Below are 25,498 nucleotides of genomic sequence, written 5' to 3'. Positions count from 1 at the left end.
ACGGGAGCTTTTCCATGTACGCACGTCGTGATGTCCTACGTGCGGGTGCTACCTTGGGCTTGCTGGCCGCCAGCCCCTGGTTGCACGCCGCTACCCCGGCGGGCTTGCTGACCCGCAATGTGCCGAGCACCGGTGAAGCGCTGCCGGTGATCGGTGCCGGTACCTCCGGCAGTTTCGAAGTGCAAGCCGGTTCCGCCCAGTACCAGCAGCTGAAAGTTGTACTGCAGGCGTTCTTCGAAGGCGGTGGCCGGGTTATCGACACCTCGCCCAACTACGGCGGCGCCGACAGCATTCTCGGCCAGCTGCTGGAAGAGGGCGGCTGGCACCGGCAATGCTTCATCGCTACCAAGATCGCCGCCGACAGCCGGGCAGACGCCGAAGCGCAATGGGCCGGCAGCCTCGAGAGCCTGCGCACCGACAAGGTCGACTTGCTGCAGATCCACAACCTGCGCGACTGGCAGACCCAGCTGCCTTATGCCCGCGAATTGAAGCAGCAGGGCAAGACCCGCTATGTCGGCATCACCCATTACCTGAACAGTGGCCAGGACGAGGTAGCCCGCATCGTGCGCAGCGAGCCGCTGGACTTCATCCAGATCAACTACTCGGTCAATGCCCCCGACGCCGCCCGCGAACTGCTGCCGCTGTGCCAGGACAAGGGCGTCGCCGTGCTGGTCAACCGGGCGTTCGACGATGGCCGCCTGTTCGCCCGGGTGAAGGACCAGGCCTTGCCCGGCTGGGCCGCAGAGGCGGGTGTCGGCAGCTGGGCGCAGCTGTTTCTCAAGTTCGCCATCAGTCACCCGGCGGTGACCACGGTCATCCCCGCGACCAGCCGGCCCGAGCGCCAACTTGACCAGCTCAAGGCCGGGCACGGGCCGTTGCTGACCCAGGCGCAGCAACAGGCGCTGATCAAGCAGTTTGCCTGACACCATGGCAGCCTGGCGGCGGCGCCTGGATCAGGGGCTGAACATCGAGCCCGGCGAAGGGCCAGCGGTGATCGCCGGTTTGCTGCTGTTCTACCTGTTGTTCACTGGCTATTTCATGCTGCGCCCGGTGCGCGAAACCATGGGCGTCGCCGGTGGCGTGGACAACCTGCAATGGCTGTTCACCGGCACTTTCGTCGCCACCCTGGCGTGCCTGCCGCTGTTTGGCTTGCTGGCCTCCAAGGTGCAGCGCCGACACATCCTGCCCTGGACCTACGGCTTTTTCGCCAGCAACCTGCTGCTGTTCGCCGTGCTGTTCGCCCGCAATCCGGAAGCTTCATGGGCGGCGCGGGCCTTCTACATCTGGTTGTCGGTGTTCAACCTGCTGAGCATCTCGCTGGCCTGGAGCGTGCTCGCCGACCTGTTTTCCACCGCACAAGGCAAGCGCCTGTTCGGTCTGCTGGCGGCCGGGGCCAGCCTGGGTGGGCTAAGCGGCCCCATCCTGGGCACGCTGCTGGTAGCGCCGCTGGGCCATGCCGGCTTGCTGGTGCTGGCCGCAGCGCTTCTCTTGGGCAGCATTGGCGCTACGTTGTACTTGCAACGCTGGCGAAAGCTCAACCCTCTACCGGCGCAAGCCGAGCGGGCGGATTCCCGGCCACTGGGCGGCAACCCGTTTGCCGGTGCCACTGCCGTACTGCGCTCGCCCTACCTGTTGGGCATTGCCCTGTTCGTGGTGTTGCTCGCCAGTGTCAGCACCTTCCTGTATTTCGAGCAGGCACGCATCGTCAGCGAAACCTTCACCGACCGTACCCGGCAAACCCAGGTGTTCGGCCTGATCGACAGCGTGGTACAGGCCCTGGCCATCCTCACCCAGGTGTTCCTCACCGGTCGCCTGGCCCGCCGGCTGGGGGTGGGCGTGCTGCTGGTGGCGGTGCCGCTGGTGATGGCTGCGGGCTTCCTGTGGCTGGCACTGGCCCCGGTGTTCGTCGTGTTCGTGGTGGTGATGGTGGTGCGTCGGGCCGGTGAGTACGCGCTGGTGCGGCCGGGGCGGGAGATGCTGTTTACCGTGCTGCCCGTCGAGGACAAGTACAAGGCCAAGAACTTCATCGACACCGTGGTTTACCGCGGCGGTGATGCGTTGAGTGGTTGGCTCAAACGCGCGCTGGACGTGATGGGCGAGTATCCGCAACTGGCGATGTTGATCGGTACGTTGATTGCCTTGGGTTGGGCGCTGACCGGCGGGGTGCTGGGAAGGCGACAGGCACGCCTGGAAAGCGCATCGCGCGACTGACAAGCGCGCCAAATATGCGGGTGCCGCTTATTTAATGCCGCTGGTCAGAACGCTTCGCATTAAACCGAATCCACCGAAATGACCGAACTCCCAACAGGTGTACGGCGGGTAATGCCGTGCATTCCGAAGTCATACGAGGTTTAAGACCATGGCCAACAAAGAGAACAGCCGCACCGGCAACCAGCAAGGCAGCCAGGGTGGCAACAAGAACCCGGGCAACTTTGCCAATGACCGCGAAAAAGCCTCCGAAGCTGGGCGCAAGGGCGGCCAGCAATCCGGTGGTGGCCGTACCAGCGAATCGGGCCGCAAGGGCGGCCGTTCGTAAGTGAGCCTACGCAGTGCCCGGGTGATCGGGCACTGCGATTCTGCACATGAGGAGAACCCCATGCGATTGATCCCTCTGATAGCACTTGTGGGCACGCTTGGCTTGCTGGGTGGCTGTTTCGACCGGGACAACGACCACCCGGCAAAGGATGCCGACCAAAGCAAACCTTCGCTGCAGATGCAGCAACCCGGCGACAAACCTGCTCCCCAACCGGCGCCGGACCCTGAACCGATGCCCGGGCAGAAACCCAGCCAATAAAACGCGGACAAGGACTACGGCATGACGGTAATGACCCGCAAGACCGGCGCGGTGATACCGGCTTCGGCAACTGGGCCAAGCCTGAAGGAGCGTTACCACAAGCTGCTCGTGAGCCACGACACCACGAGCAAAGCCTGGCTGAGCGAACAATTGGCACGCGCGCAGCGTTTGCCAGATGACCTGCCTGCCGATCCTGCTCAGCTGGAAGCCTGGAGCGCTGGCCATGCAAGCCAGGTGGCCGAAGCCTATGCCAGTTACCTCGAACAACGCCGCCAAGGCGCACCTCGGCGCTACTTTGCCAACCGCGCCCAGGCGTTGTGGTTCCTGCAACAAGTGGCGCCAACCAAGGCAGTGGACGGGGCATGGCTGCACAGCACCTTGCGCCACTGGGGCGATCCGCGCTATCACGGCCTGATTCGCACCTACCTGGAAGAACTGGGTGGCGGTGATCCGCGCTGCAACCATGTGCTGATCTACCAACGGCTGTTGAGCCGGCTGGGTTGCCTGGGCCTGACTGAACTGGACGACCAGCGTTACCTGCAAGGTGCCTTGCAGTTGGCATTGGGGCGCCATGGCGATGATTTTCTTCCCGAGCTGATCGGCTACAACCTGGGCTATGAACAACCACCGTTGCATTTGCTGATTACCACTTACGAACTGGCGGAAGTGGGCATCGATGGCCATTATTTCCAGCTTCATGTGACCATCGACAACGCGGCCAGCGGGCATGCGCATCTGTCCATCCAGGCGCTACGCCAATTCTGCCCGGTCGACGATGCTGGCCAGTTCTACCAGCGGGTGCGCAGCGGGTACCGCTTGAATGACCTGGGGCTTGATACACCCAGCCTGATCAGCAGCTTCGATCTTGAATCCGAGCTGCTGTCGGCACTGGAGCGCAAGCGCAATTTTGGCCAGTTCATGCATTCCGACCATTGCCGCTTGCAAAAACGCACCGTCAACCAATGGCTGGCCGAGCCCGGTGCCATGCCCGCGTTTCTGCAAGCCTTGCAGGCACAGGGCTGGATCCGCCGTGGTGAAGCACCCGCCAACAGCCGCTGGTGGGGACTCATCGATGGCCCCTCGGCACCGATGTATGGCGTGTTCACGGCGTATGAAAAACAGCTATGGCACGACTGGATCGCTGCAGGCTTGCAAGCCCGCGGGCGTCGCGTGCTGCCCGGCAGCTGGGAGGTGCAGGTGGAATCGGATGATACGCTCGCGACTCCTGCCCCGGACGCCGATATCCAGACGTTGATCGACACGATGTCCGGTAACCGTCATGCGACACCGGAAGGGTTGCTGGCCACCCGGCGCTACTTGCGTGCTACCGGCCTGAATCAGGAGGTAACCCGCTGATGCTGCTCGATCCACAACAAATCCAGGCTGACCAGGCAATGCTGCAATTGGGCAGGCGCCTGCGCGCCGACGGCTACCGCTTCACCTGTGTCACACCGGCAACCCATGCTCGCGTGAATGCGCGCCCGGAAGCCGGGCAAGCCAGGACAGTGCGCGATGTGTTCGGCTGGAGCCGCCCGTTCCGTTCGTCATTGGTTTCTGCCGATGAGCTGGACCAGATGCGGCGGGCTCAGGTGCTCAAGCAGCACGGAGAACTGCTGATCAGCACCGTGCGCTGGTCCACGATCGACGAGCTGCTGCTGCTGCACTCTGCTTACCCCACCGAGGAAACAGACGCAGTGTTTCTCGGCCCCGACAGTTACCGTTTCGCCCAAGTGATTCACGATCACCTGCAACGCCCCCCCAAGCGTGTCGAGCATGCCGTGGATATCGGGTGCGGCACGGGTGTCGGCGCCTTGCTGATCGCCCGCGCGGCGCCCCATGCCCAGGTCAGCGCCGTGGATATCAACCCGCTCGCGCTGCGTTATACCGCGATCAACGCGGCATTGGCGGGCTTGAGCAATGTTTCCGTGGAACCCAGTGACGTGCTCGACGGCATTACCGGGCTGTTCGACCTTATCGTTGCCAACCCGCCGTACATGCTCGATGCCTGCCAACGTACCTATCGGCATGGCGGTGGTTCGCTCGGCGCGCAGCTTTCGCTGCGTATCGTCGAGCAAGCTTGCGAGCGGCTCGGCTCGGGGGGCTCGCTACTGTTGTATACCGGCGTGGCGATAAGCGAAGGCCGTGATGCCTTGCTCGAGGCCATTCGCCTGCGCCTGGCGGGCCCGGAATGGTCCTGGGTATATCGGGAAATCGACCCGGACGTGTTTGGCGAGCAACTGAACGAACCCGGTTACGAGCAGGTCGAGCGCATCGCCGCGGTGGTGCTCACAGTCACCCGCAACAGCTGAGGCAGCATGGCCCGACCCTGCACGTTCGGCATCGAGGAAGAATACCTGCTGGTGAACCTGGACACGGGGCAGGTGCCAGCCACACCTTCGCCAGCCGTGCTCGGGCGTTGTCGCAAGGCGCTGGGCCAGCATTTTGCCCAGGAAATGTTCTGCAGCCAGATCGAGGTGGCCTCGCCGGTGTTCGCCAACCTGTTCGAGGCACGCGAGTTCTTCCAGCACAGCCGCCAGCGGCTGAACACAGCGCTGGCCGAAGAGGGCATGGGCCTGTACGGCGCGGCAAGCCACCCCAATGCCGCCTGGCTGCGTCAGAAACCTGCAACCCCTGCGCATTACCAGCAACTGTTCGCTGACTACCGGCATGTGGCGCGGCGCAGCCTGCTCAACGGCCTGCATGTTCACGTGGGCGTACCGCCAGGTTGCGACCGCATCCAATTGATCAACCGTGTACTGGGCTGGCTGCCTCTGTTGCTGGTGCTGAGCACGTCATCCCCGCTGTGGGCAGGCCAGTGCACCGGCTACATGAGCTACCGGCGGGTAATTTGCGGGGAGTGGCCGCACATGGGTTTGCCCGAGCCGTTGCCGGACTGGGCTGCCTACGAGCGCTACCGTGCATTGCTGCAACGCACAGGGTCGCTGGCCGCGGATGGCGACTTCTGGTGGGCGATCCGGCCTTCACGGCGCTTCCCGACGGTCGAACTGCGCATCTGCGATGGCTGCCCGCGGCTGGAGGACGCGCTGTGCATCGCCGCGCTATTTCGTCACCTGGTCGAGCACAGCATCGTGTACCGGCACGACTCGTCCGCCTGCAACCGCGAGCAGCGCTGGATCACCCAGGAAAACTACTGGCGCGCCATGCGCCATGGGCGCCAGGGCGAGTTCATTGGCCTGCATGAGCAGCAGCCGGTCACGGCCGCAGGTTGGTTGGCCCAGTTGCAGGAACAGTTGCCGATCGACACTGTAGACGCCGAACGCGCCTTCCTGCATGCACAACGCCTGCTGCGCGATGGCACCCATGCCGACCAGCAGCTGCAATGCCTGGCCCAGGCCAGCGCTGCAGGCTTGGGCAGGGCGCAGGCATTGCGAGCCGTGGTGGCCGCCGGGGCTTGCAATTAGCCGGGGTTGACCGAAAATGGCCGCGCCTTTCGCAGCCACCCGGAACCACCTGCGCCATGATGCTGATCAAGCAATTCCCCGACATTTCCCTGGACGACACGTTGTTTGTCTTCGCCCTCGAAGCCGAGGCCGGCGATATATTCGGTGACGTCAACACCGTGTTCACCGGCATCGGCAAGGTCAATGCCGCCATCGCCCTGACCAAGGCCATTGCCGCGCGCCGGCCCAGGCTGATCGTCAACCTCGGCTCGGCCGGCAGCCAGCGCCATGGCAAGGGCGAGGTGGTGTGCTGTACCCGCTTCGTGCAGCGCGACATGGACGTGACCCCACTGGGCTTCGCCCGTTACCAGACACCTTTGTCGGACATCCCGGTGGTGCTGGAGCATGGGGCGCAGATCCCAGGCTTGGCCCTGGAGACCTGCGGCAGTGGCGATAGCTTCGAGATCAACCATGGCGATGCACCCTATGACGTGGTCGACATGGAAGCCTACGTGCTGGCGCTGATCGCACGCAGCGAAGGCATCCCGTTCGTGTGCCTGAAGTACATCTCCGATGATGCCGGCAGTGACGCGGCGCAGGACTGGGCGGTACAGGTGCACCTGGCTGCCGAGGCCTTCAGGCGGGTGCTGTTTAGCCCGGTGTGACCGCTGGTCGGTGTTTGGGCCAGTCGAAAAAAACCATCGATGAGGGCTCTCCTCGAAAACGGTAGGACGGCCTTCGCGGGCAAGCCCGCGAATGGGCCAACACCGGTACACCAGAGGAGAGGCCCTCATGCCTAACAAACCCCACGACCAGTTCAGCATGCAGAACCCGCTGACCCAGTACCCGCATCCACCATTCCCGGCCCAAGGCCAACCAGCACCGGGGCTGGATGCCAACATGCAGCCCGAGCCAGACCACGGCGAAAACACCTACAAGGGTTTTGGCCGCCTGGCAGGGCGCAAGGCGCTGATCACCGGTGCGGATTCGGGCATCGGCCGTGCAGTGGCCATCGCCTTTGCCCGTGAGGGTGCCGACATTGCCCTCAACTACATGCCCATCGAGCAACCCGATGCCCGCGAAGTCATCAAGCTGATTGAAGCCGAAGGCCGCAAGGTGGTGGCAATTGCCGGTGACCTGAAGGATGAGCAGTTCTGCAAGGAGCTGGTCGACCAGGCCCATGAGCAACTTGGCGGGCTGGACATCCTGGTCAACGTCGCCGGCAAGCAGGAAGCGCGCAAGGACATCAGCCAGATCAGCCACGAACAGTTCGATCACACCCTGAAAACCAACGTCTACGCGCTGTTCTGGCTGTGCCAGGCGGCCGTGCCGCTGATGCCGGCGGGGGCGACCATCATCAACACCGCCTCGATCCAGTCCTACCAGCCTTCGGCCACCTTGCTCGACTATGCCACCACCAAGGCCGCGATCGTCGCCTTCACCAAGGCCTTGGCCAAGCAGGTGATCGAGCGCGGCATCAGGGTCAATGCGGTGGCCCCGGGGCCCATCTGGACCGTGTTGCAGCCCAGTGGCGGCCAACCGCCGGAGAAAATCCCCGAGTTCGGCGCACAAACGCCGATGAAGCGACCGGGGCAACCCGCCGAGTGTGCGCCGGTGTATGTGTTGCTGGCCAGCCAGGAGTCCAGCTACATCACCGGCGAGGTGTTCGGCGTGACCGGCGGCAACCCGCTGCCGTAGGGCGGGGCGGCTAAACCTTCGCCGCCCGTTGCAGTCGATTCAGGTATTGGCAGGCAACCCTGGGAGCACCTTCAATGGCTAGGGCAATCTGGAAAGGCGCCATCAGTTTCGGTCTCGTGCATATCCCCGTGGCCCTCAATACTGCGGTGCGCACCGAGCGGGTCGATTTCGACTGGCTCGACAAGCGCAGCATGGAGCCGGTCGGCTACAAGCGGGTGAACAAGGTCACTGGCAAGGAAATCGACAAGGACAACATCGTGAAGGGCGTCGAGTTCGAGAAGGGCCGCTATGTGGTGATCAGCGAGGAGGAAATCCGCAAGGCCCGGCCCGAGGCGACCCAGACGATCGATATCTTCTCCTTCGCGGAGGCTGGCGAGATCCCGCTGCAGCACTTCGACACGCCGTATTACCTTACCCCCGACCGCCGTGGCGGCAAGGTATACGCCTTGCTGCGCGAAACCCTGGCGAAGACCGGCAAGGTGGCGCTGGCCACGGTAGTGCTGCACACCCGCCAGCACCTGGCGTTGCTGCGGCCGCTGGATGATGCGCTGGTGATGATCACCTTGCGCTGGCCCGAAGAAGTGCGCGGGCTGGAAACGCTGGAGCTGGACAGCAGCGTCACCGAGGCCAAGGTGGACAAGCGCGAACTGGACATGGCCAAGCGGTTGGTCGAAGACATGAGCGGGCAGTGGAAGCCTGCGGATTACCACGATGCCTTCCGCCAGACCATCATGGACCTGGTGGAAGAAAAGGCCAGCAAGGGCAAGATCGAGACCGTGGAGAAGGGCGAGGCGACGGAAGCAGGGAAAGGCGCAGACATCCTCGACCTCACCGAACTGCTCAAGCGCAGCCTCGGTGGCAAGAAGCCGGCGAAGAAGACACGCAAGGCGTCGTGATTCCGTTGCGCTTGCACTGGGTGGGAAATTGCCCAGCCCTTTGGGGCCGCGCTGTCGCGCGGAGAACAAATATCGCTCGTTTGAAGCGTCCTTTGTAGGAGCAGCCTTGTGCTGCGAAGAGGCCGGTACAAGCAATAGAAAGGCTTTGTCAGGACCGGCCTCTTCGCAGCACAAGGCTGCTCCTACAGAAACTGCTGAACCAAGAGTCAAACACAAGCCTCATCAAACCTGTGTCTGCAACCCCGCCAGATAATCACCAAACCCTTCGCGGGCGCGGCTGTCGCGCCGGCTGCTGGTGGCCACGCTGTGCCTGGCGGTCCATACGATCTGCGCACCACTGGCCTGCAGGTCGCTGACCAGTTGCACATCCTCATGCGCCGCCAGTGGCTGGAAGCCGCCCACACGATCATAGGCGTCGGCACACACACCCAGATTGGCCCCATGCACATGCCGATGCCCTTCATGTGCCTGGTAACGGCTGTGGTACAGCTTGCGCAAGGCCGCTGTCTGCCAGGGTTGCCAGTACTCGACGTGCACCGTGCCGCACACTACCTCGGCCCTGCAGGCCAGTTGCGACAGCAGCCAGTGCGCCGGCACCCGGCTGTCGGCATCGGTGCACGCCAGCCACTGCGCGCCGCGCTCGAGCATGTATGCCGCGCCCACCCGGCGGGCCATACCGACGTTGCCGGCATCCACGGTCAGCACCTGTACACCGAAACGCCTTGCCACAGCGGCGCTGCCATCGCTGCAGCGGTCCAGCACCACCAGCACCTCCACCTGGTGCCCCGCCTGCTGCGCCTGCAGGGCGGCAGCCAGTACTGCCCGCAGGCAGCGCCCAAGGCGCTGGGCCTCGTTGTGGGCCGGGATCACCACGGCAATCATGGGCAGGTCTCATCGAGGTCGACCACGCTGGGCTGAGAGGACCAGTACTCCAGCAAGAAGTCCGCCTCGTCATGCTGGAACTGCAGATACAGCGGAAGGTGACGGGCCAGCATGCGGTGCACTTCACGCCCGTCCTGCGGGCAGCCGGCGATGGGATGCTTCCAGTGGCAGGCCAGCAGCCCGCCGCCGTAGGTCAGGCTGGCCACCGACTGTTCGATCACCTGCAACCAGTCGGTCGGGTCGAGGTAGTAACCCACCTCGCTCAGCACGATCAGGTCGAAACGCCCACCTGGCCAGTCCGCCGGCAGCCGCGCCAGTTCCACCGAGACATTGCGCAGCCCAGCCAAGCGTTCACCGGCCAGCGCTACCGCAGTAGGGTCCAGGTCCTGGCACACCAGGTTGGCACAACGCTCGGCCAGCAAGGCGCTGAGCTCGCCATTGGCGCAAGCGGGCTCGAACACGCGTTGGTAGCACTGGCGCGGCAGGCAGGCCATGACCAGCTCGCGCTTGCGCTTTTCGTACCAGCGGGTGCGAAAGGCCCAAGGGTCTTCACTGGTGGCGTACAGGTCGGCGAAATACTGTGGGTCGAGGCTCATGACAACTCCTTTTACAGGAACACCAGTTCGAAAGGTTGCAGCAGACAATCCAGCAAGTTCGGCGGCAGTACGGGCGGGCGCTGGCCGTCCGGTTCGAGTTGGCTGACATGGGCGGCCAGGGCCTTGCGCTTGCGGGCCAGGCTGGCCTCGTCCAGCTGAATGCGGTGGGCACGCGGCCACGGCAGACGCGGGTCGTCCGGTCGTGCCCAGTGCCACGCCCACACGGGTACCTCCAGGCATTGCGCCTTGCGCATCCGGGCCGCCTGCGCGGCAGCCCGGCCTACTGCTTCGTGGTCACAGTGGCCATCGCCGCTCCAGGTGGCCATCAGCAGGTCGTCAGGCCTGAGCAACTGGCTCAGGTGGTTGAGCAGAAACGCCTCGTCACGTGGCAACGCGCCATCCTTGAGGTGGAGCCGTCGCCAGTCCAGGCGGCCGAGGTCTAGGTCAAGCTGTTGCAGGGCATGGCGGCTCTCCAGTGGCCTTTGCCGGCGCAGGCGGTGTTCGCTCCAGTGGGTAGAGCCAGGGTGGCTGGCTTCACCATCGGTGGCGGAGATCAACACCAGGTCGTCTTCCCGGCCATGAAAGCCCGCCAGCAGCCCGCCGGCCATGAGAATCTCGTCATCGGGGTGCGGTGCCAGCAGCACCAGGCGGCGGCCCGGTGGGCACAATTGCTGAGGGGTGATCCAGGTGGCCCTGGCCAGGTGCGCGGCCTGCTGCCAGTCCGCCCACGGTGTACCGCTGTTCGCCTGGATCAGGTTCTCGCTCATAGTTGCCAGACTCCCGCCGGCTGTTTTGCCAACTGCTCCCCGAGCGCCGCCAGGTCGCGCTCGGCATGGCTCTGGCGCAGGAACACGGGCAAGTCGGCACTCAGCCGGGCAAAGTGGTTGTCACGGCAGAAAGGAGTGGCGCCCAGCGCCCGGCCAACGTGGTGGATCACCTGTTCAACGGCCTGTTCCACCTGGGCGCGGGTGCGGCGCACTTCGAAGCTGGCGTCTGCGCCTGGCTGGCGGTCGATCCATGCCGCGCATTCGCGCAGTGCCGCCCTGGCGCCGTACAAGGCGGCGTCGACTGCGCCCAGGTGAGCGTCGGCATGTGGGTCGGGGCGGGGGTTGCGGCAGTGTTCGCGCAGGTAGTCGGCCAAGGCTTCGGCGGCGCCGTACCAGCAGGCTGCAATGCCAGCACCGCCATGCCAGAAGCCGGGGCGTGACAGGTATTGCCCGGGGCGGCCGATGGCGATGCCAGGGGTGTGGTTGAACTCGACTTCGACACTGGCGGTGGTGGCCATGCCGATGGCTTGCCAGCGGTCTATGGCAAGGCCCTGGCTGGGATGGGACAGTTCGATGGCCACCAGCTGGGGTTGGTCATGCTGGTCCCGGGCCGTGACCAGCGCCCGATCGATCTGCAGTGCGCCCGAACACCAGGCCTTGCGACCCTCCAGGCGGACCTGGTCGCCATCACGGGCGACAATGCAGGCGCGGGCATCCGGCGGTTCGGCGGCCCACACGCCCCATATACCCTCGGCAGCGTGGTGTGCAGCCGCGCATTCGGCAAGGATCGCCAACGCGTCGGTGTGGCCCTCGTACAGCTTGGCCAAGGCCAGGTCACAGCCTGCCACCCGGGCGAGGGTTTGCCAGCGCCGTAGCGTATTGCCCTGGCCGGGCAGGGGCAGCAGGTCGAGGTGGTCGGCTTGCAGTGCCTGAATCAGCTGCGGCAACTGGGTATCGAGGTTGAGCGGTTGCTGCCGCTCGCCGAAGGCTCGCAACAGGCGATCGAGGTTGGTCAGGTCAAAATCCTGGACAATGCTCATGGGCTCGGCTCCTTGGTCAGGCATTGCGGGCGTAGCGCTGAAGGCAAGTCGTCATCAGGCCAGCCCCAGCTGCTTGCGCATGCCCACGGTGATCGATTGCCTGGTCTTGCCATAATCGGCCCAGGGGTCGTCGACATCACCCAGGCGTTCAAGCACGTTGCCGATGTGCCACTGGTTGGCGCCCTTGAGTTGCGGCAGTTCCTCGCGCCAGATCGGCACGGATACCGGCAGACCTTCGCGGGCGCGCAGGGTATACGCGCAGGCGGTGGTAGCCCCCTTGCCGTTGCGCAGGTAGTCGATGAAGATGCGCCCGATGCGATTTTTGGGCCCGGACACGGCACTGAGCCTGTCGGGGAACAACCTGGCCAGGTAATCGACGATGCCGTGGCTGAATGCCTTGACTTCATCCCAGCTGGCACGCCGGGTCAGGGGCACTACCAGGTGCATGCCTTTGCCGCCACTGGTCTTGAGAAACACCTTCAGGCCCAGCTCATCCAGCAAGGTGAGGGCCAGTTGGGTGGCTTCCAGCATGGCCTTCCACGGCAGTGCCGGGTCCGGGTCAAGGTCGAGGACGAAGCGGTCGGGCTTGTCGAAGTCCTTGTCGGTGGCGTTCCAGGTGTGCAGTTCGAGCATGTTCATCTGCACTGCGCCGATCAAGGTGTCGGCGCGATTGATGACCATCGCCGCCTGGCCGGCCTCGGTCTTGTCATAGCTGAGCACGTTGGGCAGATGCAACTGGCCGGCGTTCTTCTGGAAGAACAGCTCCCCGGCCAGCCCGTCCGGTGCACGTACCAGCGCCACCGGGCGATTCTTGAGTTGGGGCAGTATCCATTGGCTGACTGCGGCGTAGTACTCGGCGACCTCGCGCTTGGTAACGCCGCTGGTGGCGTCGACCACCCGCTCGGGGTGGGTCAGGCGCAGCTCGCCCAAAGCCTCGGGGGCCTTGGCCTGCTTGCGCTTGGGCAGGGTCTTGGCGGGCATGCTGCGCTCCAGGTCGATGGCGGTAGCCGGTTTGTCATCGCGCAGGCCGTGGAACACCGAGTGGCGCACGATGCCGTCACGGGTCATCTGGGCATAGGCGACTTCGGCCAGCAGTTGCGGTTTCAGCCAGTGCACGCCCCGGGCTTCGGCCCCGGTGGGCGGGTTGGGCAGGGCCGGCTTGGCGGTTTCCAATGGTTTGAGCCGGGCATGGATGCTGGCCAGCGTGGTTGCACTGAAGCCGGTGCCGACCTTGCCGGCATAGCGCAACTCGCCGCTGTCGTTGTCGTGCAAGGCCAGCAGCAGGGCACCAAAGCCGCTGCGGCTGCCTTTGGGGTCGGTGTAGCCGACGATCACGAACTCCTGGCGCTGCTTGCACTTGAGCTTGATCCAGTCAGGGCTGCGGCGGCCGCTGTAGGGGCTGTCGACGCGCTTGCCGATCAGGCCTTCGAGTTGCAGCCGGCAGGCGCTGTCGAGCAGGGACTCGACGGGCTGGTCAAAATCGTCGGAGTACTTGAGCACGTCCGCTTCGTTGTGCTCCAGCAGGCGCTGCAAGGTGTCGCGCCGGTCCTGCAGCGGTAACTGGCGCAGGTCCTGGCCGCCCAGGAAGGGCAGGTCGAACAGGTAATAGGTGATGTGCTCGTCATGCTCGGTGTCGAAAGCGTTCTGCAGCGCCTGGAAGTCCGCCGCGCCGTTTTCGCCAGCCACCACCACCTCGCCATCGAGCCAGGCCGAATCGAGGCCCAGCGCACGCAAGGCGGCAACCTGCCTGGGCATCTTGCCGCTCCAGTCATGGCCATTGCGGGTGAACAGGCGCACGTCATCACCGTCGATGCGGGCAAGGATGCGGTAACCGTCGAACTTGACCTCGTAGCGCCAGTCGCCACTGGGCGGGGAGTCGACCAAGGTCGCCAGTTGTGGCTGCAGCTGCGCCGGCAACGGCACCTTCCGGCCTTTGCTGGCGGCTTTGCGACGTGGCGCGGCGGCCTTTTTTGCTGTCGGCTTGCGCGGCACCAGCGTGCGGTCGCTGAGCACGCTGTCGGGCTGGGCGTCGACGATGCTGTAGTCGGCTTCGCTACGCGCCTGGCCGTCGTGCGACTTGACCAGCATCCACTGCTCCTTCTTGCCGGCCAGGTGGGTGCGGAACAGGTTCCATACACCGCCGAGCTTTTCGCCTTGCAGGCGGAAACGCAGTTTGCCCTTGGCATAGGCCTCATGCGCATCACCTTCGGGCTCCCAGATGCCCCGGTCCCAGACGATCACGTCGCCCGCGCCGTAATGGCCTTCGGGGATATGGCCTTCGAAGTCGGCGTAGTCCAGCGGGTGGTCCTCCACGTGCACGGCCAGGCGGCGCACCTTGGGGTCCAGCGACGGCCCTTTGGGGATGGCCCAGCTTTTCAGCGTGCCATCGAGTTCCAGGCGGAAGTCGTAGTGCAGGTGGCTGGCATCGTGCTTCTGGATGCAGAACTGCAGCGCGTGGGCCCGCTTGCCACGGCTGCGCTTGCCGCTGGGCTCGGGCGTGGCATTGAAGTCGCGCTTGCGCGCATATTCCTGCAGGGGCTTGGCCATGGCGGGCTCCGGGCGGTTCGCAGTCTCTAATCTGGGAGGCAACGGCCCGGGCGGTAGTTCAAAAAAACTCTGAATCTTCAAACAGCAAGTGCAGTCGACCGAATGAAGCCACCTGACGGAGAACGCACATGGCCCGAACAGATAAACCGAAGCCCTATACCCCCACTGAAATCGACGACACCGAAGACCGCATGGGCAGCGTGCATGAACTGGACTTCGACGAGCGCCTGGACGAGCGCGAGGGGCGTGCGGGTGACGAGCGACCGGCCGCGGACGTGGCCCGCGAGTTCCCGCCCCGGCGCGTGGCCGAAAGCGGCATGACTGGCGGCGAGGCGTTGAGCGACAGCCTGCACGAGGACAACGTCACCTACGACGACCTGAGCCCGGACACCTTGCTGGACGAGACCGGTGCCCGTGACCCGCACGAACCCGGTGGCAGCGGTGGCCCTGCAGACAAGACCCTTAGGCGGGTAGAGGCCAATGAGATTGGCGGCGGCATAGGCCTGGACGAAGCCGAACTGGCCCGCTCCGCACCGCTTGATGGCGAACCGTGGGCCGATGATGTGATCGATGACGAGGAGAGCAAGCCATGAACGAGTTGCGTTGTGCCTGTGCAGATTGTTCCTGCACCGTGGATGCCAATGCCTTGCGGCTCGAAGGCAAGGTGTATTGCTGCGAGGCCTGTGCCAACGGGCATCGCAATGGCGAGCCGTGCCGGATGCCGGATTGCCAATGCGGGGAAAAAACCAAGGAAAGCGCCGTGGACAATGCGCTGGACGAGACTTTCCCGGCGAGTGACCCGATTTCGCCCTGAAACATCGCCGTCTCATAGGTTCTGCATAGGTCTATGGGGCGGTGATGATCCTGTAGGAGCGGCCTTGTGTCGCGAACGGGCCGCGAGGCGGCCCCAGAATTTCAGCTTCGCACGGAAAATTGCCGGGGCCGCTTTGCGGCCCTTTCGCGACACAAGGCCGCTCCTACAAAACACGCGCCAAGCCTGCAGAATCAGTGAGTCTGCCAGATGCCGTTGCTACGCTCGCAATCGGTGCGGGCCTGGCCCAGGCTGGGAGTGTCGTAGTAGTAGGTGATCACCCGCGCATCCTTGGGCAACGCCGGCTTGTCACCGCCAGTTGCCTTGGGGTTGGCCAATGCCTCCTGGGTCAATGGCGCGATGCAACTGCCAACGCTGCCATCGGCACAGCGCGCGACCTTGTGCTTTTCGCTGTTGAGCATGTCCTTGCTCTCATTGCTGCACGACCAGTTGATCGCTTCGGCGGGCAGGTTGCTGTAGCTGTAGCAGCTGTGTCGCTCCACCGGCGTTACCGCCTCGCTGGAGGAGCGAGTGAGCACGTTGCAAGCTTCGGCCAGGGCCTGGCCGCTGAGCAGGCTGGCCATCATCAGTATCAACATCGGCTTCAAGACAGCGCTACGCATTTGCCACCTCCCGGGCCAATGGCCCTTGTCAGGCCTAGGCAGGCTTGTCGCGCCGGCGCATGGCCTTGGCGCGTTTCTCGAGGATCAGGTAGACAAGCACCGCCAGCAACAGCGGCACCAGGTAGTACAGCGTGCGGTAGCCCAGCAGGGCCGCCACCAGCGTGCCCTGGGCAAGCTGCCCATGCAGCAGGGCCAGGAACACCGTTTCCAGCACACCCAGCCCGGCCGGGATATGCGCAACCACACCAGCAACGCAGCTGATCAGCAGGATGCCAAGAATCGACGGGTAAAAGGCTTCGCCAGGCAGCAACCAGAAGATCAGCAGCGCCATCAGCGCCCAGTTGCTGGCACCCAGTACAACCTGGCACAGCGCCAGGCGCAGCGACGGCAGCGTTACCTCATGGTCGCGCCAGCGCCAGGTGCGCTTTTTGGCGAAGCCACAGGCCAGCAGGTAGCCAGCGGCAATCGCCAGCAACACCACGCCGATCAGTTGCAGGCCGCTGGCACCGACCGCCCAGTTGGCGGGCAGCTCGACCAGGCGCAAGGCGAACACGGTGCCAGCCAGCAGCATGTAGCCCATCCAGTTGGTCAGCAGGCCCAGGGTGAGGATGCGGGTGATGGTAGCCGTGTCCAGGCCAAGGCGGCTGTACAGCCGGTAGCGCAAGGCAACGCCACCCACCCAGGTGGTGAAGTTGAGGTTGAAGGCATAGCACACGAAAGCCACTGGCAAAACCTGGCGTGCCGGCAGGTGGTGGCCGGTGTAGGCTCGGGCTAGCAGGTCGTAGCTGGCGAACGTCAGGTAACTGCACCCGGCCAGCGCCAGGCCTATGGCCAGGGTGCCGGGCTTGTAGGCCAGCAACGACTGGCGCACCTCGTTCCAGTCCAGGTTGCGCGCCAGCAGGTACAACAGCGCAGGGATCAGGATCAGGAATGCCAGGGTGAACAGCCGCTTGCCCCAGGTTTGCCAGTTCTTACGCGCCATCAGGTTTGGCCCTCGTGGTAGTCACCCTGTGCCTCGGCCTCCGGCTGCACCGAGCGCAGGTGCTGGCGGTGCGCCGGGAACCAGCCGGCAATCCGCGGGAAATGGCGGATCACGTGGAAGCACACGAATATCAGCGGCGCCCGCCACCAGTAGCCGCGAACCATGCGTTCCAGGGTGACCGGCTTGCATTGTTCGCGGGCCAGCTGCTGCAGGTGCTGGTTGAGCTGCTGGTTGAAGGCGCGATCACGGATGAACAGGTTCGCTTCCAGGTTGAACGACAGGCTGAGCGGGTCCAGGTTGCTGGAGCCGACCGTGGCCCACTCATCGTCCACCAGCGCCACCTTGCCGTGCAGCGGCCGCTGGCAATACTCGTGAATGGCCACACCATCGCGCAGCAGGTAGTTGTACAACAGCCGCGACAGCGCCCGCACCCAGCGCATGTCTGGCTGGCCCTGCAGGATCAGCCGCACCTCCACGCCACGCCGGGACGCATTGCGCAGTTCACGCATCAACCGGTAGCCCGGGAAGAAATACGCGTTGGCCACCACGATGCGCTGCCGGGCGCTGCGAAACGCCTGCAGGTAGTGGGCTTCGATATCGGTGCTGCGCACCCCGTTGTCGCGCTCGACCAGCACGGCGCTGCAGGTACCGGCAGGCTCGGTCAGCGGCCGTACCGCGCTGGGCGGCTGCAGCACCGGCGACATCAGGCGCTTGCTGGCGGCATGCACCTGCGCCACCACCGGGCCGGCGACTTCCACGGCATAGTCCTGCTTGGCCATGGCACCAAAGTCGCCCAGGTGGTCGGCGCTGTAGTTGATGCCGCCAATGAAGGCCCGCTCGCCATCGACCACCACGATCTTGCGGTGCAGGCGCCGGAACAGGTTGGTGCGCATGCCCACCAGCCTCGGCTGAGGGTCGAAGGCGTGGAAACTGACCCCGGCATCGGTCATGGCCGCAATGAAGGAGTCGGGCAGGTCGGCCGTGCCATAGCCATCCACGGCCACTTCGACACGTACGCCGCGTTGGGCGGCATCGATCAGCACCTGCTGCAATTGCTGGCCAACCTTGTCATCGAAAATGATGAAGGTCTCCAGCAGGATTTCCTCCCGCGCCTGGGCCATGGCCTCGAACACGCGGGGGTAGTATTGCTCGCCATTGATCAGCAACTGCACGCTGTTGCCGTCTACCCAGGGTCGGTTCACAGTTTGATCTCCGCAGCCAGAGGGGCGTGGTCGGAAAGGTGCGACCACGGGTACTTGGACAGCACCTGGGCCGTGCCGGGCATGGCATTGCGCAGGTAGATGCGGTCCAGGCGCAACAGCGGCAGACGCGCCGGAAAACTGCGCGCCGGGGTGCCGAAATGTTCGCCGAAGGCCTCTACCAGGTGTTCGCTCAGCACGGCATCGGCCTTCAACCGCCAATCGTTGAAATCGCCGGCGATGATTACCGGCGCCTTGGGCGGCAGGCTGTCGAGCAGGTCCAGCAGCAGCTTTACCTGGCGTTGCCGATGGGCCTCGCGCAGGCCGAGGTGCACGCACACCGCATGCACCTGGTCATGGCCCGGCACCTCCAGCTGGCAATGCAGCAGCCCGCGCTGCTCGTTGCCCTGCACCGAGACATCCAGGTTGTCGAAGCGGCTGATGGGGAATTTCGACAGCAGCGCATTGCCGTGGTCCCCATGGGGGTACACCGCATTGCGGCCGTAGGCGAACTGCGGCCACATGCTGTCGGCCAGGAACTCGTACTGTGGCGTATCCGGCCAGGTCGGGTGGCGCAGGGCATGTTGCTGGTGGCTGCCGTGCACCTCCTGCAGGAACACCAGGTCGGCGCCGGTGGCGCGCACGGCTTCGCGCAACTCGGGCAGGATGAAGCGCCGGTTGAAGAAGGTGAAACCCTTGTGCACGTTCAACGTCAGCACATTCAGCCGACGCACGGCGGTGATCTTGTCGATGATGCCGTGCGGCGCACGCAGGGTCCTGTTCACAGGGGCACCTCCGGCACCACGCCAGGCTCGGTCATCAGTTCATGGTCCAGCGACAGCTTCTGCAACAGGCGCCGGGCGTCATAAGGTGCATGGACTTTCTGGTCGTTGTCGAAATAGCAGTAGACGTCCCGGGCAGCGCGCCGTGGTGGCGGCCCAGGCACCACCAGCTGGGCATCGTCGGCCTGGCGGCCCTGGCTCCAGTGCTGGATGCGCTGCTTCCAGCGCCGCAGCGCCTGGGCGGTATAGCCACTGCTGTACAGCTCGACATCGCCATGCAGGCGCACGTACACGAAGTCGGCGGTAAGGTCTTCGACATACGGCCATTTACCGGCGCTGTCGGCCACGACCAGCGCTACCCGGTGCTTGCGCAGCAGCTTGATGAAGGCTTCGCACAAAAAGCTTTCGTTGCGGATTTCCACAGCGTGGCGCAGCCGAGCGTTGCCCTTGATATCGGTGCTGCCGTTGTCCCGCAGTTGTTGCGCACACCCCTGCGCGCATTCGCGGGCAGCCTTGCGACTGTGCGGCAACAGTTCGAGAAAACGGGCGAAGCGGGCCTCGTCGAACTTCATGTTGGGTGGAAACTGCCACAGGAATGGCCCGAGCTTCCTGCCGAGCAGCAGCGGCCCGGAAGCAAAAAAATTGGCCACTGCTTCTTCGATGTCCTTGAGCCGGCGTACATGGGTGATGTAGCGCGGGGCTTTTACCGCAAACACGAAGCCGAGCGGCGTCTGGTCATGCCAGCCCTGGTAGCGTTCGGGTGTTTGCAGGCTGTAGAACGAGCCGTTGATTTCAATGCTGTTGACCGCCCGCGAAGCGAACGCCAGTTCGTCGTCCTGGGGTAGGCCCTTCGGGTAAAAATCCTTGCGCCACGGGCCGTAGCGCCAACCGGAGATGCCGATGCGGATATCGCTCACGCTGCCTTCCTCATTGCCAGTCCTTGTTCGGTCACTCTGAAGGTGCGACTGGTGAACAGCGGCCAGGGTTCAGCACGGTTGACCAACGGAAAAGGCTGATGCGGCGCGGAACTTTGCGGCCCGCGGCGTTTCCACCGCATACCTGCTACGAGGAAGGGCACCAGGATGAAATTCGACCGTTTCGCCCAATGGCTGGCCAATTGGGCCGGCCGCCCGCTGACCTTTGGCATCGCCTGCCTGCTGATCCTGATCTGGGCAGTGACCGGGCCGCTGTTCGGCTTCAACGACACCTGGCAACTGGTGATCAACACCTCGACCACCATCATCACCTTCCTCATGGTGTTCCTGATCCAGAACACCCAGAACCGCGACAACGACGAACTGCACATCAAGATCGATGAGCTGTTGCGCACCACCCAAAAGGCGCACAAGGCGCTGCTGGACCTTGAAGACATGGATCCGGCCGAGCTGCATGCCCTGCGCAAGCAATACCGGCAGATGGCCGGGCAGGGTGACGATGCGCATTCAACCAAGGAATGACCTGCCAACCCTGGAGGCAAGCATGGCCAGACATATCGTCCACTTCACCGGGCCTATCAATTCATCCACCTGCGGCAACCTGATCAACACCTGTTCGCGGGCGTTGCAGCAGGGCGCCGACGTCCTGCAACTGAACATCGCCACCATGGGCGGCGAGTGCAGCTACGGGTTTACCTTGTACAACTTTCTGCGGGCGTTACCGGTCGAGGTGCATACCCACAACCTGGGAACGGTGGAATCCATGGGCAACATCATCTTCCTGGCCGGGGAACGGCGCACGGCATGCAGTTACAGCAAGTTCCTGTTTCATCCTTTCCACTGGACCTTGCATGGCTCGGTCGACCACTCACGCATGGCTGAATACGCGATGAGCCTGGATTATGACCTGCGGCTGTACGCGCAAATCGTCGCCGAGCGGACCGAAGGGGCGGACGAGGTGCTGGATGTACCACGGTATCTGATGGCGTACCCGCGGATACTCGGGCCCCGGGAGGCCTTGGCGAACGGGATGATCCATGCCATAGACGAGATGCCGATCGAGGTGGAGGCGTGTCAGTGGAGTGTGCATGCCTAGTTGATTCCAGTGCCGGCCCTTTCGCGGGTGAACCCGCTCCCACAGGCATTTCACCGAACCTGTGGGAGCGGGTTCACCCGCGAAAGGGCCGGCACAGGTCAAGAAGATCTATCTGACCGACGCTGCCATTGCCCGGTCACACGCCAGCAACGAGCGGATCAGCAGCTTGATCTCGTCCTTGAGCATGGGCACCTGGTCCGGGTGGGCGAACCGGCAATCAGCAATTTCATGCAGGGCCTTGGGATGCGGGGCGTCGGCGAACTCCGCTTCGAACACATAATGCATGCGCTCTGCCGCTTCATGGCGCATCAACAGGGTCAGCGATTCTGCCTGCAACCCGGTTTCCTCAAGCAATTCACGCTCCGCTGCCTGCACCGGCGTCTCGCCGGGCTCTATCTTGCCGCCGGGCAGAGTCCAGGCGGCGTTGGGCTTTCTCACCCACAGCCATTTATGGGTTTGTTTGCCATGCCGGCAGATGATCGTTGCGCGATGCTTGACTGGTTTCATTCAGGCTCCCGGGCGAATCCCTCATTCCATGTATATTCGGCCCCCGATGGCAATGAACGTTGCGTTGAAAGCGACCAACGGTCAGTAGGGCACCGAGCCGCTTAGCGCCTCGATGGCCTCCACCAGCTCGTCATAGCCCACCGGCTTGCTCAGGTGCCGATCGAAGCCCGACTGGCGCGACTTGTACTGGTCGGCACTGGCGCCATAACCGGTCAGGGCGATGGCCGGGGTATGGCGCAGGTGCACGTAACCACGCAGAGCCTTGATCAACGCATGGCCGTCCATCACCGGCATGCCGATATCGGACAGGATGATGTCGTATTCCTCACCCGCAGCGGCGTCCAGGGCCTCACGTGGCTTGCTGAAGGCATTGACAGTGGCGCTCTCCATTTCCAGCAGCTCCTGCATTACCGCCAGCACTTCTACGGAATCGTCCACCAGCAACACGCGAATTCCATTAAGGCGGCCCTCGCTCAGTGGCTCCGAGCCTTGCTCACGCTGCGGGAGTTGCGTATCGCAAAGTGGCAGGGTGACCTCAAAGGTGCAGCCCAGGCCAAGCCCCGGTGACTTGGCGCGTACGGTACCGCCATGGGCCTCGACCAGTTGCCGTACCAGCGACAGGCCGATGCCCAGGCCCTCGCGGCTGTGGCTGGCCTGTTGCGGCGTAGCCTGGCTGAACAGGTCGAAGATGTGCTCGAGGCTGTCGTGGCTCAGGCCTACGCCATGGTCGATCACCTGCAGCCGCGCGTGGTCTTCGTCGTGGCTCAGCACCAGGCGTATCTCATTGCCCGCCGGGCTGAACTTCAGCGCGTTGTTGAGCAGGTTCCAGATGATCTGCTCCAGGCGGGTCACGTCACCTTCGATCATCACCGGCAGGGTGTCGGCCGGCAGCTCCAGGCGAACCGGGCAGGGGTGTTGCTCGCTCACCACCACATCATGGATGCCCTGCAGGAGGGCGAGCAGATCCACAGGTGCGGTCTTGAGCTTAAGCTTGCCGGTCCGAATGCGCGCCACATCCAGCAGGTCGTCGATGATCCGCGCCTGGCTGGTTACCGCGTCGCAGATGGTACCCACGGCTTTGCTCGCTGCACTGATGTTCCGCAGCGACGGCAGGCGGCGCAGGATTTCGGCATTGAGCTGTATCAGGTTGAGCGGGTGCTTGAGTTCATGGGACATGACGGCGAAGAACTCGTCCTTCATGTGGCTGGTGCTCTGCGTCTCGGCCAGCTGCTTGCTCAGGCGCTCTTCGCCCAGGCGCACGCGCTCTTCGGCGGCATGGCTGCTACTGATGTCGATGAAGGTCAGCACCGTGCCGTCGATTTTCTGCTCACTGGAGCGGTAGGGCAGCAGGCGCGCCAGGTACCAGTGATCGCCCTGGCCGCCGATTTCACGCTCGATGATGGCCTCGCCTTGAGCCACGGCGCGGGCATCGTCGGCAAGTGCCGGGTAATCCAGGCGGTGGGTGATATCGAGCAGGGAACGGCCGGTATCGACCGGCAGCATGTTGAACAGGTCGGTGGCGCGCGGCGTGAACCAACGGATATGCAAGTTGCGGTCGACGAACACCGTGGCGATCTCGGTGCAGGCGATCAGGTTGCTGAGGTAGTCGTTGACCTTGTCGGTTTCCTCGACCTTGTTCTTCAGCTCGTAGTTGACCGTGAGCAACTCCTCATTGATCGACTGCAGCTCTTCCTTGCTGGTTTCCAGCTCTTCGCTGGCCGACCGCAACTCCTCGTTGATGGCCTGCATCTCTTCGTTGGAAGCCGTCAGTTCCTCGCTGGAGACCTCTGACTGCTCGATGGTTTCCTGCAGTTGCAGGCGGGTACGCTGCAGTTCGCGCTCGAGGTTGTGCAAGACCATGCTGTCGGTCTGGCGGATGACACCAGGCGTCGGCAGGGACGGATCAGGCGCGCGCTCCTCGAATACCACCAGCAGGCAATCGCTACCGCTGAGGTCGTCTCTGTACGGCTGCACGGTGATTTCCACCTGCAGCTTGCCCATGGTTTCCGCCAGGTCGACAGGGCGCGAGGTGACCGCCTCGGTCCCCTGGCGCGCCTGGAACAAGGTGCTGCGCAGGGCCAGGCGCAGGGGCGGCAGCACCAGGTTGAGCAAGCTGCGGCTCGGTTCGCCACCGGCCACTTGCAGGAAACGCCCCACGCCTTCGCTCATGTGCAGGATATTGCCATCGATATCGACGATCAGGCTGGGCGGCATGCGACGCGCCAGGGCGCGGTAGTGCAGGTCGGCGAACGATGGCTTGCGCCCCGGCTTGGCCTTGGCCAGCGCTTCCGGGGGCCTGCCGGCGGCAGAAGTGCCGGGCAGCTGACGGCCGGAACGGCGGCCGGTATTGCTGGCATCGAGTGCGCGGAAAATGCGATTGCGCTTGTCCACCGGGGCGAACAGTTCATTGGCCACGTCGGCCGACTCCGACGAACCGAGGAACAGGTAGCCACCCGGGCGCAGGGCAAAGTGGAACATCTGCAGGATGTCACGCTGCACCTCGCGGTCCAGGTAGATCAGCAGGTTACGGCAGACAATCAGGTCGATCTGCGAGAACGGTGGGTCCGACAGCAGGTTGTGCCGGGCGAACAGCACCTTTTCGCGAACCTCTTTGCGCACCCGGTAATGCTGGTCTTCCTTGACGAAGAACTGGCGCAGCCGGCTGGGCGGCACGTCGGTGACGATCGCCTCGGGGTATGAGCCACTGCGGGCGATGCCGATGGCGCGTTCGTCCAGGTCGGTGGCGAACACCTGTACCTTGTGCGAGCGCTGCTCCAGTGCCAGCTGCTCGCAAACCAGCATGGCGAGGCTGTACGCCTCTTCGCCGGTGGAGCAGCCGGCCGACCACACGCGTATCTCGTCTGCGCCCTCGGCCGGGTCGCGTTCGCAGACCAGCTGCGGCAGCACATGGCGCTCCAGGGCTTCGAAGGCTTCGCGGTCGCGGAAGAAATTGGTCACGCCAATCAGCATGTCGGCCAGCAATGCCCGGGATTCCGCTGGGTGCTGTTCCAGGTAATGCAGGTAGGCCGCAAGGTCTGCCTGGCCGGTCACATGCAGGCGGCGCTCGATGCGTCGCAGTACCGTGGCGCGCTTGTAGTGCTGGAAGTCGTGGCCGGTATTGCTGCGCAACTGCAGCAGGATCTCTTCGAGCATCGGCTCGCTGGCCTGGGCATCGCCGACACGGGTGCCCAAGGCCGGAGGCAGGGTATCGTCTTCGATTTCCGGGAGCCGGACCTGGCGGGCATTGCGCCACAGCTCCAGCAGCTTCTGCGGCATTTCTGCCGCCGGCAGCACCAGGTCGACCATGCCGGTCTCGATGGCGGCGCGGGGCATGCTGTCGTACTGGGCGTCGTCCGGTGTCTGCGCCAGGGTCACACCGCCTTGCTCCTTGATCCGCGACAGGCCCACGGCGCCATCGGCACCGGTACCGGACAACACCACGCAGAAGGCGTGGTCCTTGTGCACATCAGCCAGGTCACGGAAGAACAGGTCGATGGCCACGTGGTCGCCACGGCGCCGGTTGGCCGGGGTCACCCGCAGGTAGCCGTCGTTGGTGGACAGGCGATTGGCCGGTGAAATCACGTAGATATGGTTGCGCTCGATGGGCACCGGCTCGGTCACCTGGCGCACCGGCATTTGCGTGGTCTCCTGGATGATGCGGTCGGCGACGCTCTGGTGGTCGGGGGACAGGTGCAGGACCACGACGAAGGCCATGCCGCAATCGCTGGGCATTTGCCGGAACAGCGTACAGATCGCTTCCAGGCCGCCTGCCGATGCACCGATGCCCACCACCGGGAAATCCAGGTGGCTGGGGCTGAGTGCCGGGTTCTGGGGCGAGGCAGGTTGCTTAGGGGACGACTTCATGGACGGAGCCTTGTGCAGACCGGAACGTTCAGCCCTCAGCAGCATCATCGGGCGTGTGTGTGGCGGGATTATAGGCCG

Annotated in this window: 25 protein-coding genes and 1 pseudogene; 14 read left to right on the top strand and 12 right to left on the bottom strand. The window is 64.2% G+C overall.

What is annotated here, in order from left to right; translation table 11 throughout:
• Positions 1–14 precede the first annotated feature (14 nt).
• From M1D87_RS13750 to ku, 10 genes and pseudogenes are all read left to right on the top strand, one after another.
• Entirely contained in the window at positions 15–923 is a 909-nt protein-coding gene (locus M1D87_RS13750; RefSeq protein ID WP_123084107.1) for an aldo/keto reductase, read from the top strand.
• Between the two features lie 4 nt (positions 924–927).
• Complete coding sequence (locus tag M1D87_RS13745) at positions 928–2,211, top strand: NTP/NDP exchange transporter (protein ID WP_123084108.1); 1,284 nt, start codon at positions 928–930, stop codon at positions 2,209–2,211.
• A gap of 205 nt (positions 2,212–2,416) precedes the next feature.
• Positions 2,417–2,536 (top strand): annotated as a pseudogene (locus tag M1D87_RS13740) (con-10 family general stress protein); the annotation flags it as partial.
• A gap of 60 nt (positions 2,537–2,596) precedes the next feature.
• Complete coding sequence (locus M1D87_RS13735; protein ID WP_003259932.1) at positions 2,597–2,794, top strand: hypothetical protein; 198 nt, start codon at positions 2,597–2,599, stop codon at positions 2,792–2,794.
• Between the two features lie 21 nt (positions 2,795–2,815).
• Positions 2,816–4,150, top strand: a complete 1,335-nt coding sequence (locus M1D87_RS13730) for an iron-containing redox enzyme family protein (protein WP_371034058.1) — start codon at positions 2,816–2,818, stop codon at positions 4,148–4,150.
• A complete protein-coding gene (locus M1D87_RS13725) occupies positions 4,150–5,103 on the top strand; it encodes a N5-glutamine methyltransferase family protein (RefSeq protein ID WP_123084110.1) in 954 nt (317 codons plus the stop codon). The genes M1D87_RS13730 and M1D87_RS13725 overlap by 1 nt, the downstream gene beginning before the upstream one ends.
• Positions 5,104–5,109: 6 nt before the next feature.
• Positions 5,110–6,216: a carboxylate-amine ligase gene (locus M1D87_RS13720; protein WP_123084111.1), complete on the top strand. Its 1,107-nt coding sequence runs from the start codon at positions 5,110–5,112 to the stop codon at positions 6,214–6,216.
• 56 nt (positions 6,217–6,272) lie between these two features.
• A complete protein-coding gene (locus tag M1D87_RS13715) occupies positions 6,273–6,860 on the top strand; it encodes a 5'-methylthioadenosine/S-adenosylhomocysteine nucleosidase family protein (protein WP_123084112.1) in 588 nt (195 codons plus the stop codon).
• Positions 6,861–6,987: 127 nt separating this feature from the next.
• Positions 6,988–7,893, top strand: a complete 906-nt coding sequence (locus M1D87_RS13710; protein ID WP_061302265.1) for an SDR family oxidoreductase — start codon at positions 6,988–6,990, stop codon at positions 7,891–7,893.
• A gap of 74 nt (positions 7,894–7,967) precedes the next feature.
• Complete coding sequence (gene ku / locus M1D87_RS13705) at positions 7,968–8,789, top strand: non-homologous end joining protein Ku (protein WP_421091687.1); 822 nt, start codon at positions 7,968–7,970, stop codon at positions 8,787–8,789.
• A 222-nt stretch (positions 8,790–9,011) separates the two neighbouring features.
• Here the strand turns inward: ku and M1D87_RS13700 are convergent, their stop codons facing one another.
• The 5 genes from M1D87_RS13700 to ligD are packed head-to-tail and all read right to left on the bottom strand — an operon-like array spanning position 9,012 to position 14,621.
• On the bottom strand, positions 9,012–9,671 hold the full coding sequence (locus M1D87_RS13700; protein WP_123084113.1) for a glycosyltransferase family 2 protein: 660 nt from the start codon (positions 9,669–9,671) through the stop codon (positions 9,012–9,014).
• Complete coding sequence (locus tag M1D87_RS13695; RefSeq protein WP_061302266.1) at positions 9,668–10,267, bottom strand: class I SAM-dependent methyltransferase; 600 nt, start codon at positions 10,265–10,267, stop codon at positions 9,668–9,670. Before M1D87_RS13695 ends, M1D87_RS13700 begins: the two co-directional genes overlap by 4 nt.
• 11 nt (positions 10,268–10,278) lie before the next feature.
• On the bottom strand, positions 10,279–11,034 hold the full coding sequence (locus M1D87_RS13690; protein WP_085720181.1) for a PIG-L deacetylase family protein: 756 nt from the start codon (positions 11,032–11,034) through the stop codon (positions 10,279–10,281).
• Positions 11,031–12,074, bottom strand: a complete 1,044-nt coding sequence (locus tag M1D87_RS13685; RefSeq protein WP_123084114.1) for an acyl-CoA dehydrogenase family protein — start codon at positions 12,072–12,074, stop codon at positions 11,031–11,033. The genes M1D87_RS13690 and M1D87_RS13685 overlap by 4 nt, the downstream gene beginning before the upstream one ends.
• A 54-nt stretch (positions 12,075–12,128) precedes the next feature.
• Positions 12,129–14,621, bottom strand: coding sequence for a DNA ligase D (gene ligD / locus M1D87_RS13680; RefSeq protein ID WP_123084115.1), 2,493 nt, complete (start codon positions 14,619–14,621; stop codon positions 12,129–12,131).
• Positions 14,622–14,749: 128 nt separating this feature from the next.
• Here ligD and M1D87_RS13675 point away from each other — a divergent pair, with 128 nt between their 5' ends.
• Entirely contained in the window at positions 14,750–15,214 is a 465-nt protein-coding gene (locus M1D87_RS13675; protein WP_015270341.1) for a hypothetical protein, read from the top strand.
• Complete coding sequence (locus M1D87_RS13670; RefSeq protein ID WP_015270340.1) at positions 15,211–15,435, top strand: metallothionein; 225 nt, start codon at positions 15,211–15,213, stop codon at positions 15,433–15,435. Before M1D87_RS13675 ends, M1D87_RS13670 begins: the two co-directional genes overlap by 4 nt.
• A gap of 191 nt (positions 15,436–15,626) precedes the next feature.
• Here the strand turns inward: M1D87_RS13670 and M1D87_RS13665 are convergent, their stop codons facing one another.
• Genes M1D87_RS13665 through M1D87_RS13645 form a run of 5 tightly spaced genes read right to left on the bottom strand, consistent with a single transcriptional unit; the run spans position 15,627 to position 19,935 of the window.
• Complete coding sequence (locus M1D87_RS13665; RefSeq protein WP_015270339.1) at positions 15,627–16,055, bottom strand: hypothetical protein; 429 nt, start codon at positions 16,053–16,055, stop codon at positions 15,627–15,629.
• Between the two features lie 34 nt (positions 16,056–16,089).
• Positions 16,090–17,037: a lysylphosphatidylglycerol synthase domain-containing protein gene (locus M1D87_RS13660; RefSeq protein ID WP_013972628.1), complete on the bottom strand. Its 948-nt coding sequence runs from the start codon at positions 17,035–17,037 to the stop codon at positions 16,090–16,092.
• Positions 17,037–18,239: a cardiolipin synthase ClsB gene (gene clsB, locus M1D87_RS13655; protein ID WP_061302271.1), complete on the bottom strand. Its 1,203-nt coding sequence runs from the start codon at positions 18,237–18,239 to the stop codon at positions 17,037–17,039. The genes M1D87_RS13660 and clsB overlap by 1 nt, the downstream gene beginning before the upstream one ends.
• On the bottom strand, positions 18,236–19,021 hold the full coding sequence (locus M1D87_RS13650) for an endonuclease/exonuclease/phosphatase family protein (RefSeq protein WP_123084116.1): 786 nt from the start codon (positions 19,019–19,021) through the stop codon (positions 18,236–18,238). The genes clsB and M1D87_RS13650 overlap by 4 nt, the downstream gene beginning before the upstream one ends.
• Positions 19,018–19,935, bottom strand: coding sequence for a DUF72 domain-containing protein (locus M1D87_RS13645; RefSeq protein ID WP_123084117.1), 918 nt, complete (start codon positions 19,933–19,935; stop codon positions 19,018–19,020). The genes M1D87_RS13650 and M1D87_RS13645 overlap by 4 nt, the downstream gene beginning before the upstream one ends.
• Positions 19,936–20,100: 165 nt before the next feature.
• Here M1D87_RS13645 and M1D87_RS13640 point away from each other — a divergent pair, with 165 nt between their 5' ends.
• Both M1D87_RS13640 and M1D87_RS13635 read left to right on the top strand, forming a co-directional pair.
• Positions 20,101–20,475 carry a low affinity iron permease family protein gene (locus M1D87_RS13640; protein ID WP_003259456.1) on the top strand — a complete coding sequence of 125 codons (375 nt, stop codon included), beginning with the start codon at positions 20,101–20,103 and terminating at the stop codon, positions 20,473–20,475.
• 22 nt (positions 20,476–20,497) lie between these two features.
• A complete protein-coding gene (locus M1D87_RS13635; protein WP_123084118.1) occupies positions 20,498–21,049 on the top strand; it encodes an ATP-dependent Clp protease proteolytic subunit in 552 nt (183 codons plus the stop codon).
• Between the two features lie 108 nt (positions 21,050–21,157).
• Here the strand turns inward: M1D87_RS13635 and M1D87_RS13630 are convergent, their stop codons facing one another.
• Both M1D87_RS13630 and M1D87_RS13625 read right to left on the bottom strand, forming a co-directional pair.
• A complete protein-coding gene (locus tag M1D87_RS13630) occupies positions 21,158–21,556 on the bottom strand; it encodes an NUDIX hydrolase (protein ID WP_024087133.1) in 399 nt (132 codons plus the stop codon).
• A gap of 81 nt (positions 21,557–21,637) precedes the next feature.
• Entirely contained in the window at positions 21,638–25,420 is a 3,783-nt protein-coding gene (locus tag M1D87_RS13625) for a CheR family methyltransferase (protein WP_123084119.1), read from the bottom strand.
• Positions 25,421–25,498: the final 78 nt, after the last annotated feature.

The sequence above is a fragment of the Pseudomonas sp. SA233 genome (genome assembly GCF_054792385.1).
This window is presented reverse-complemented; position numbering and strand designations above follow the sequence as displayed.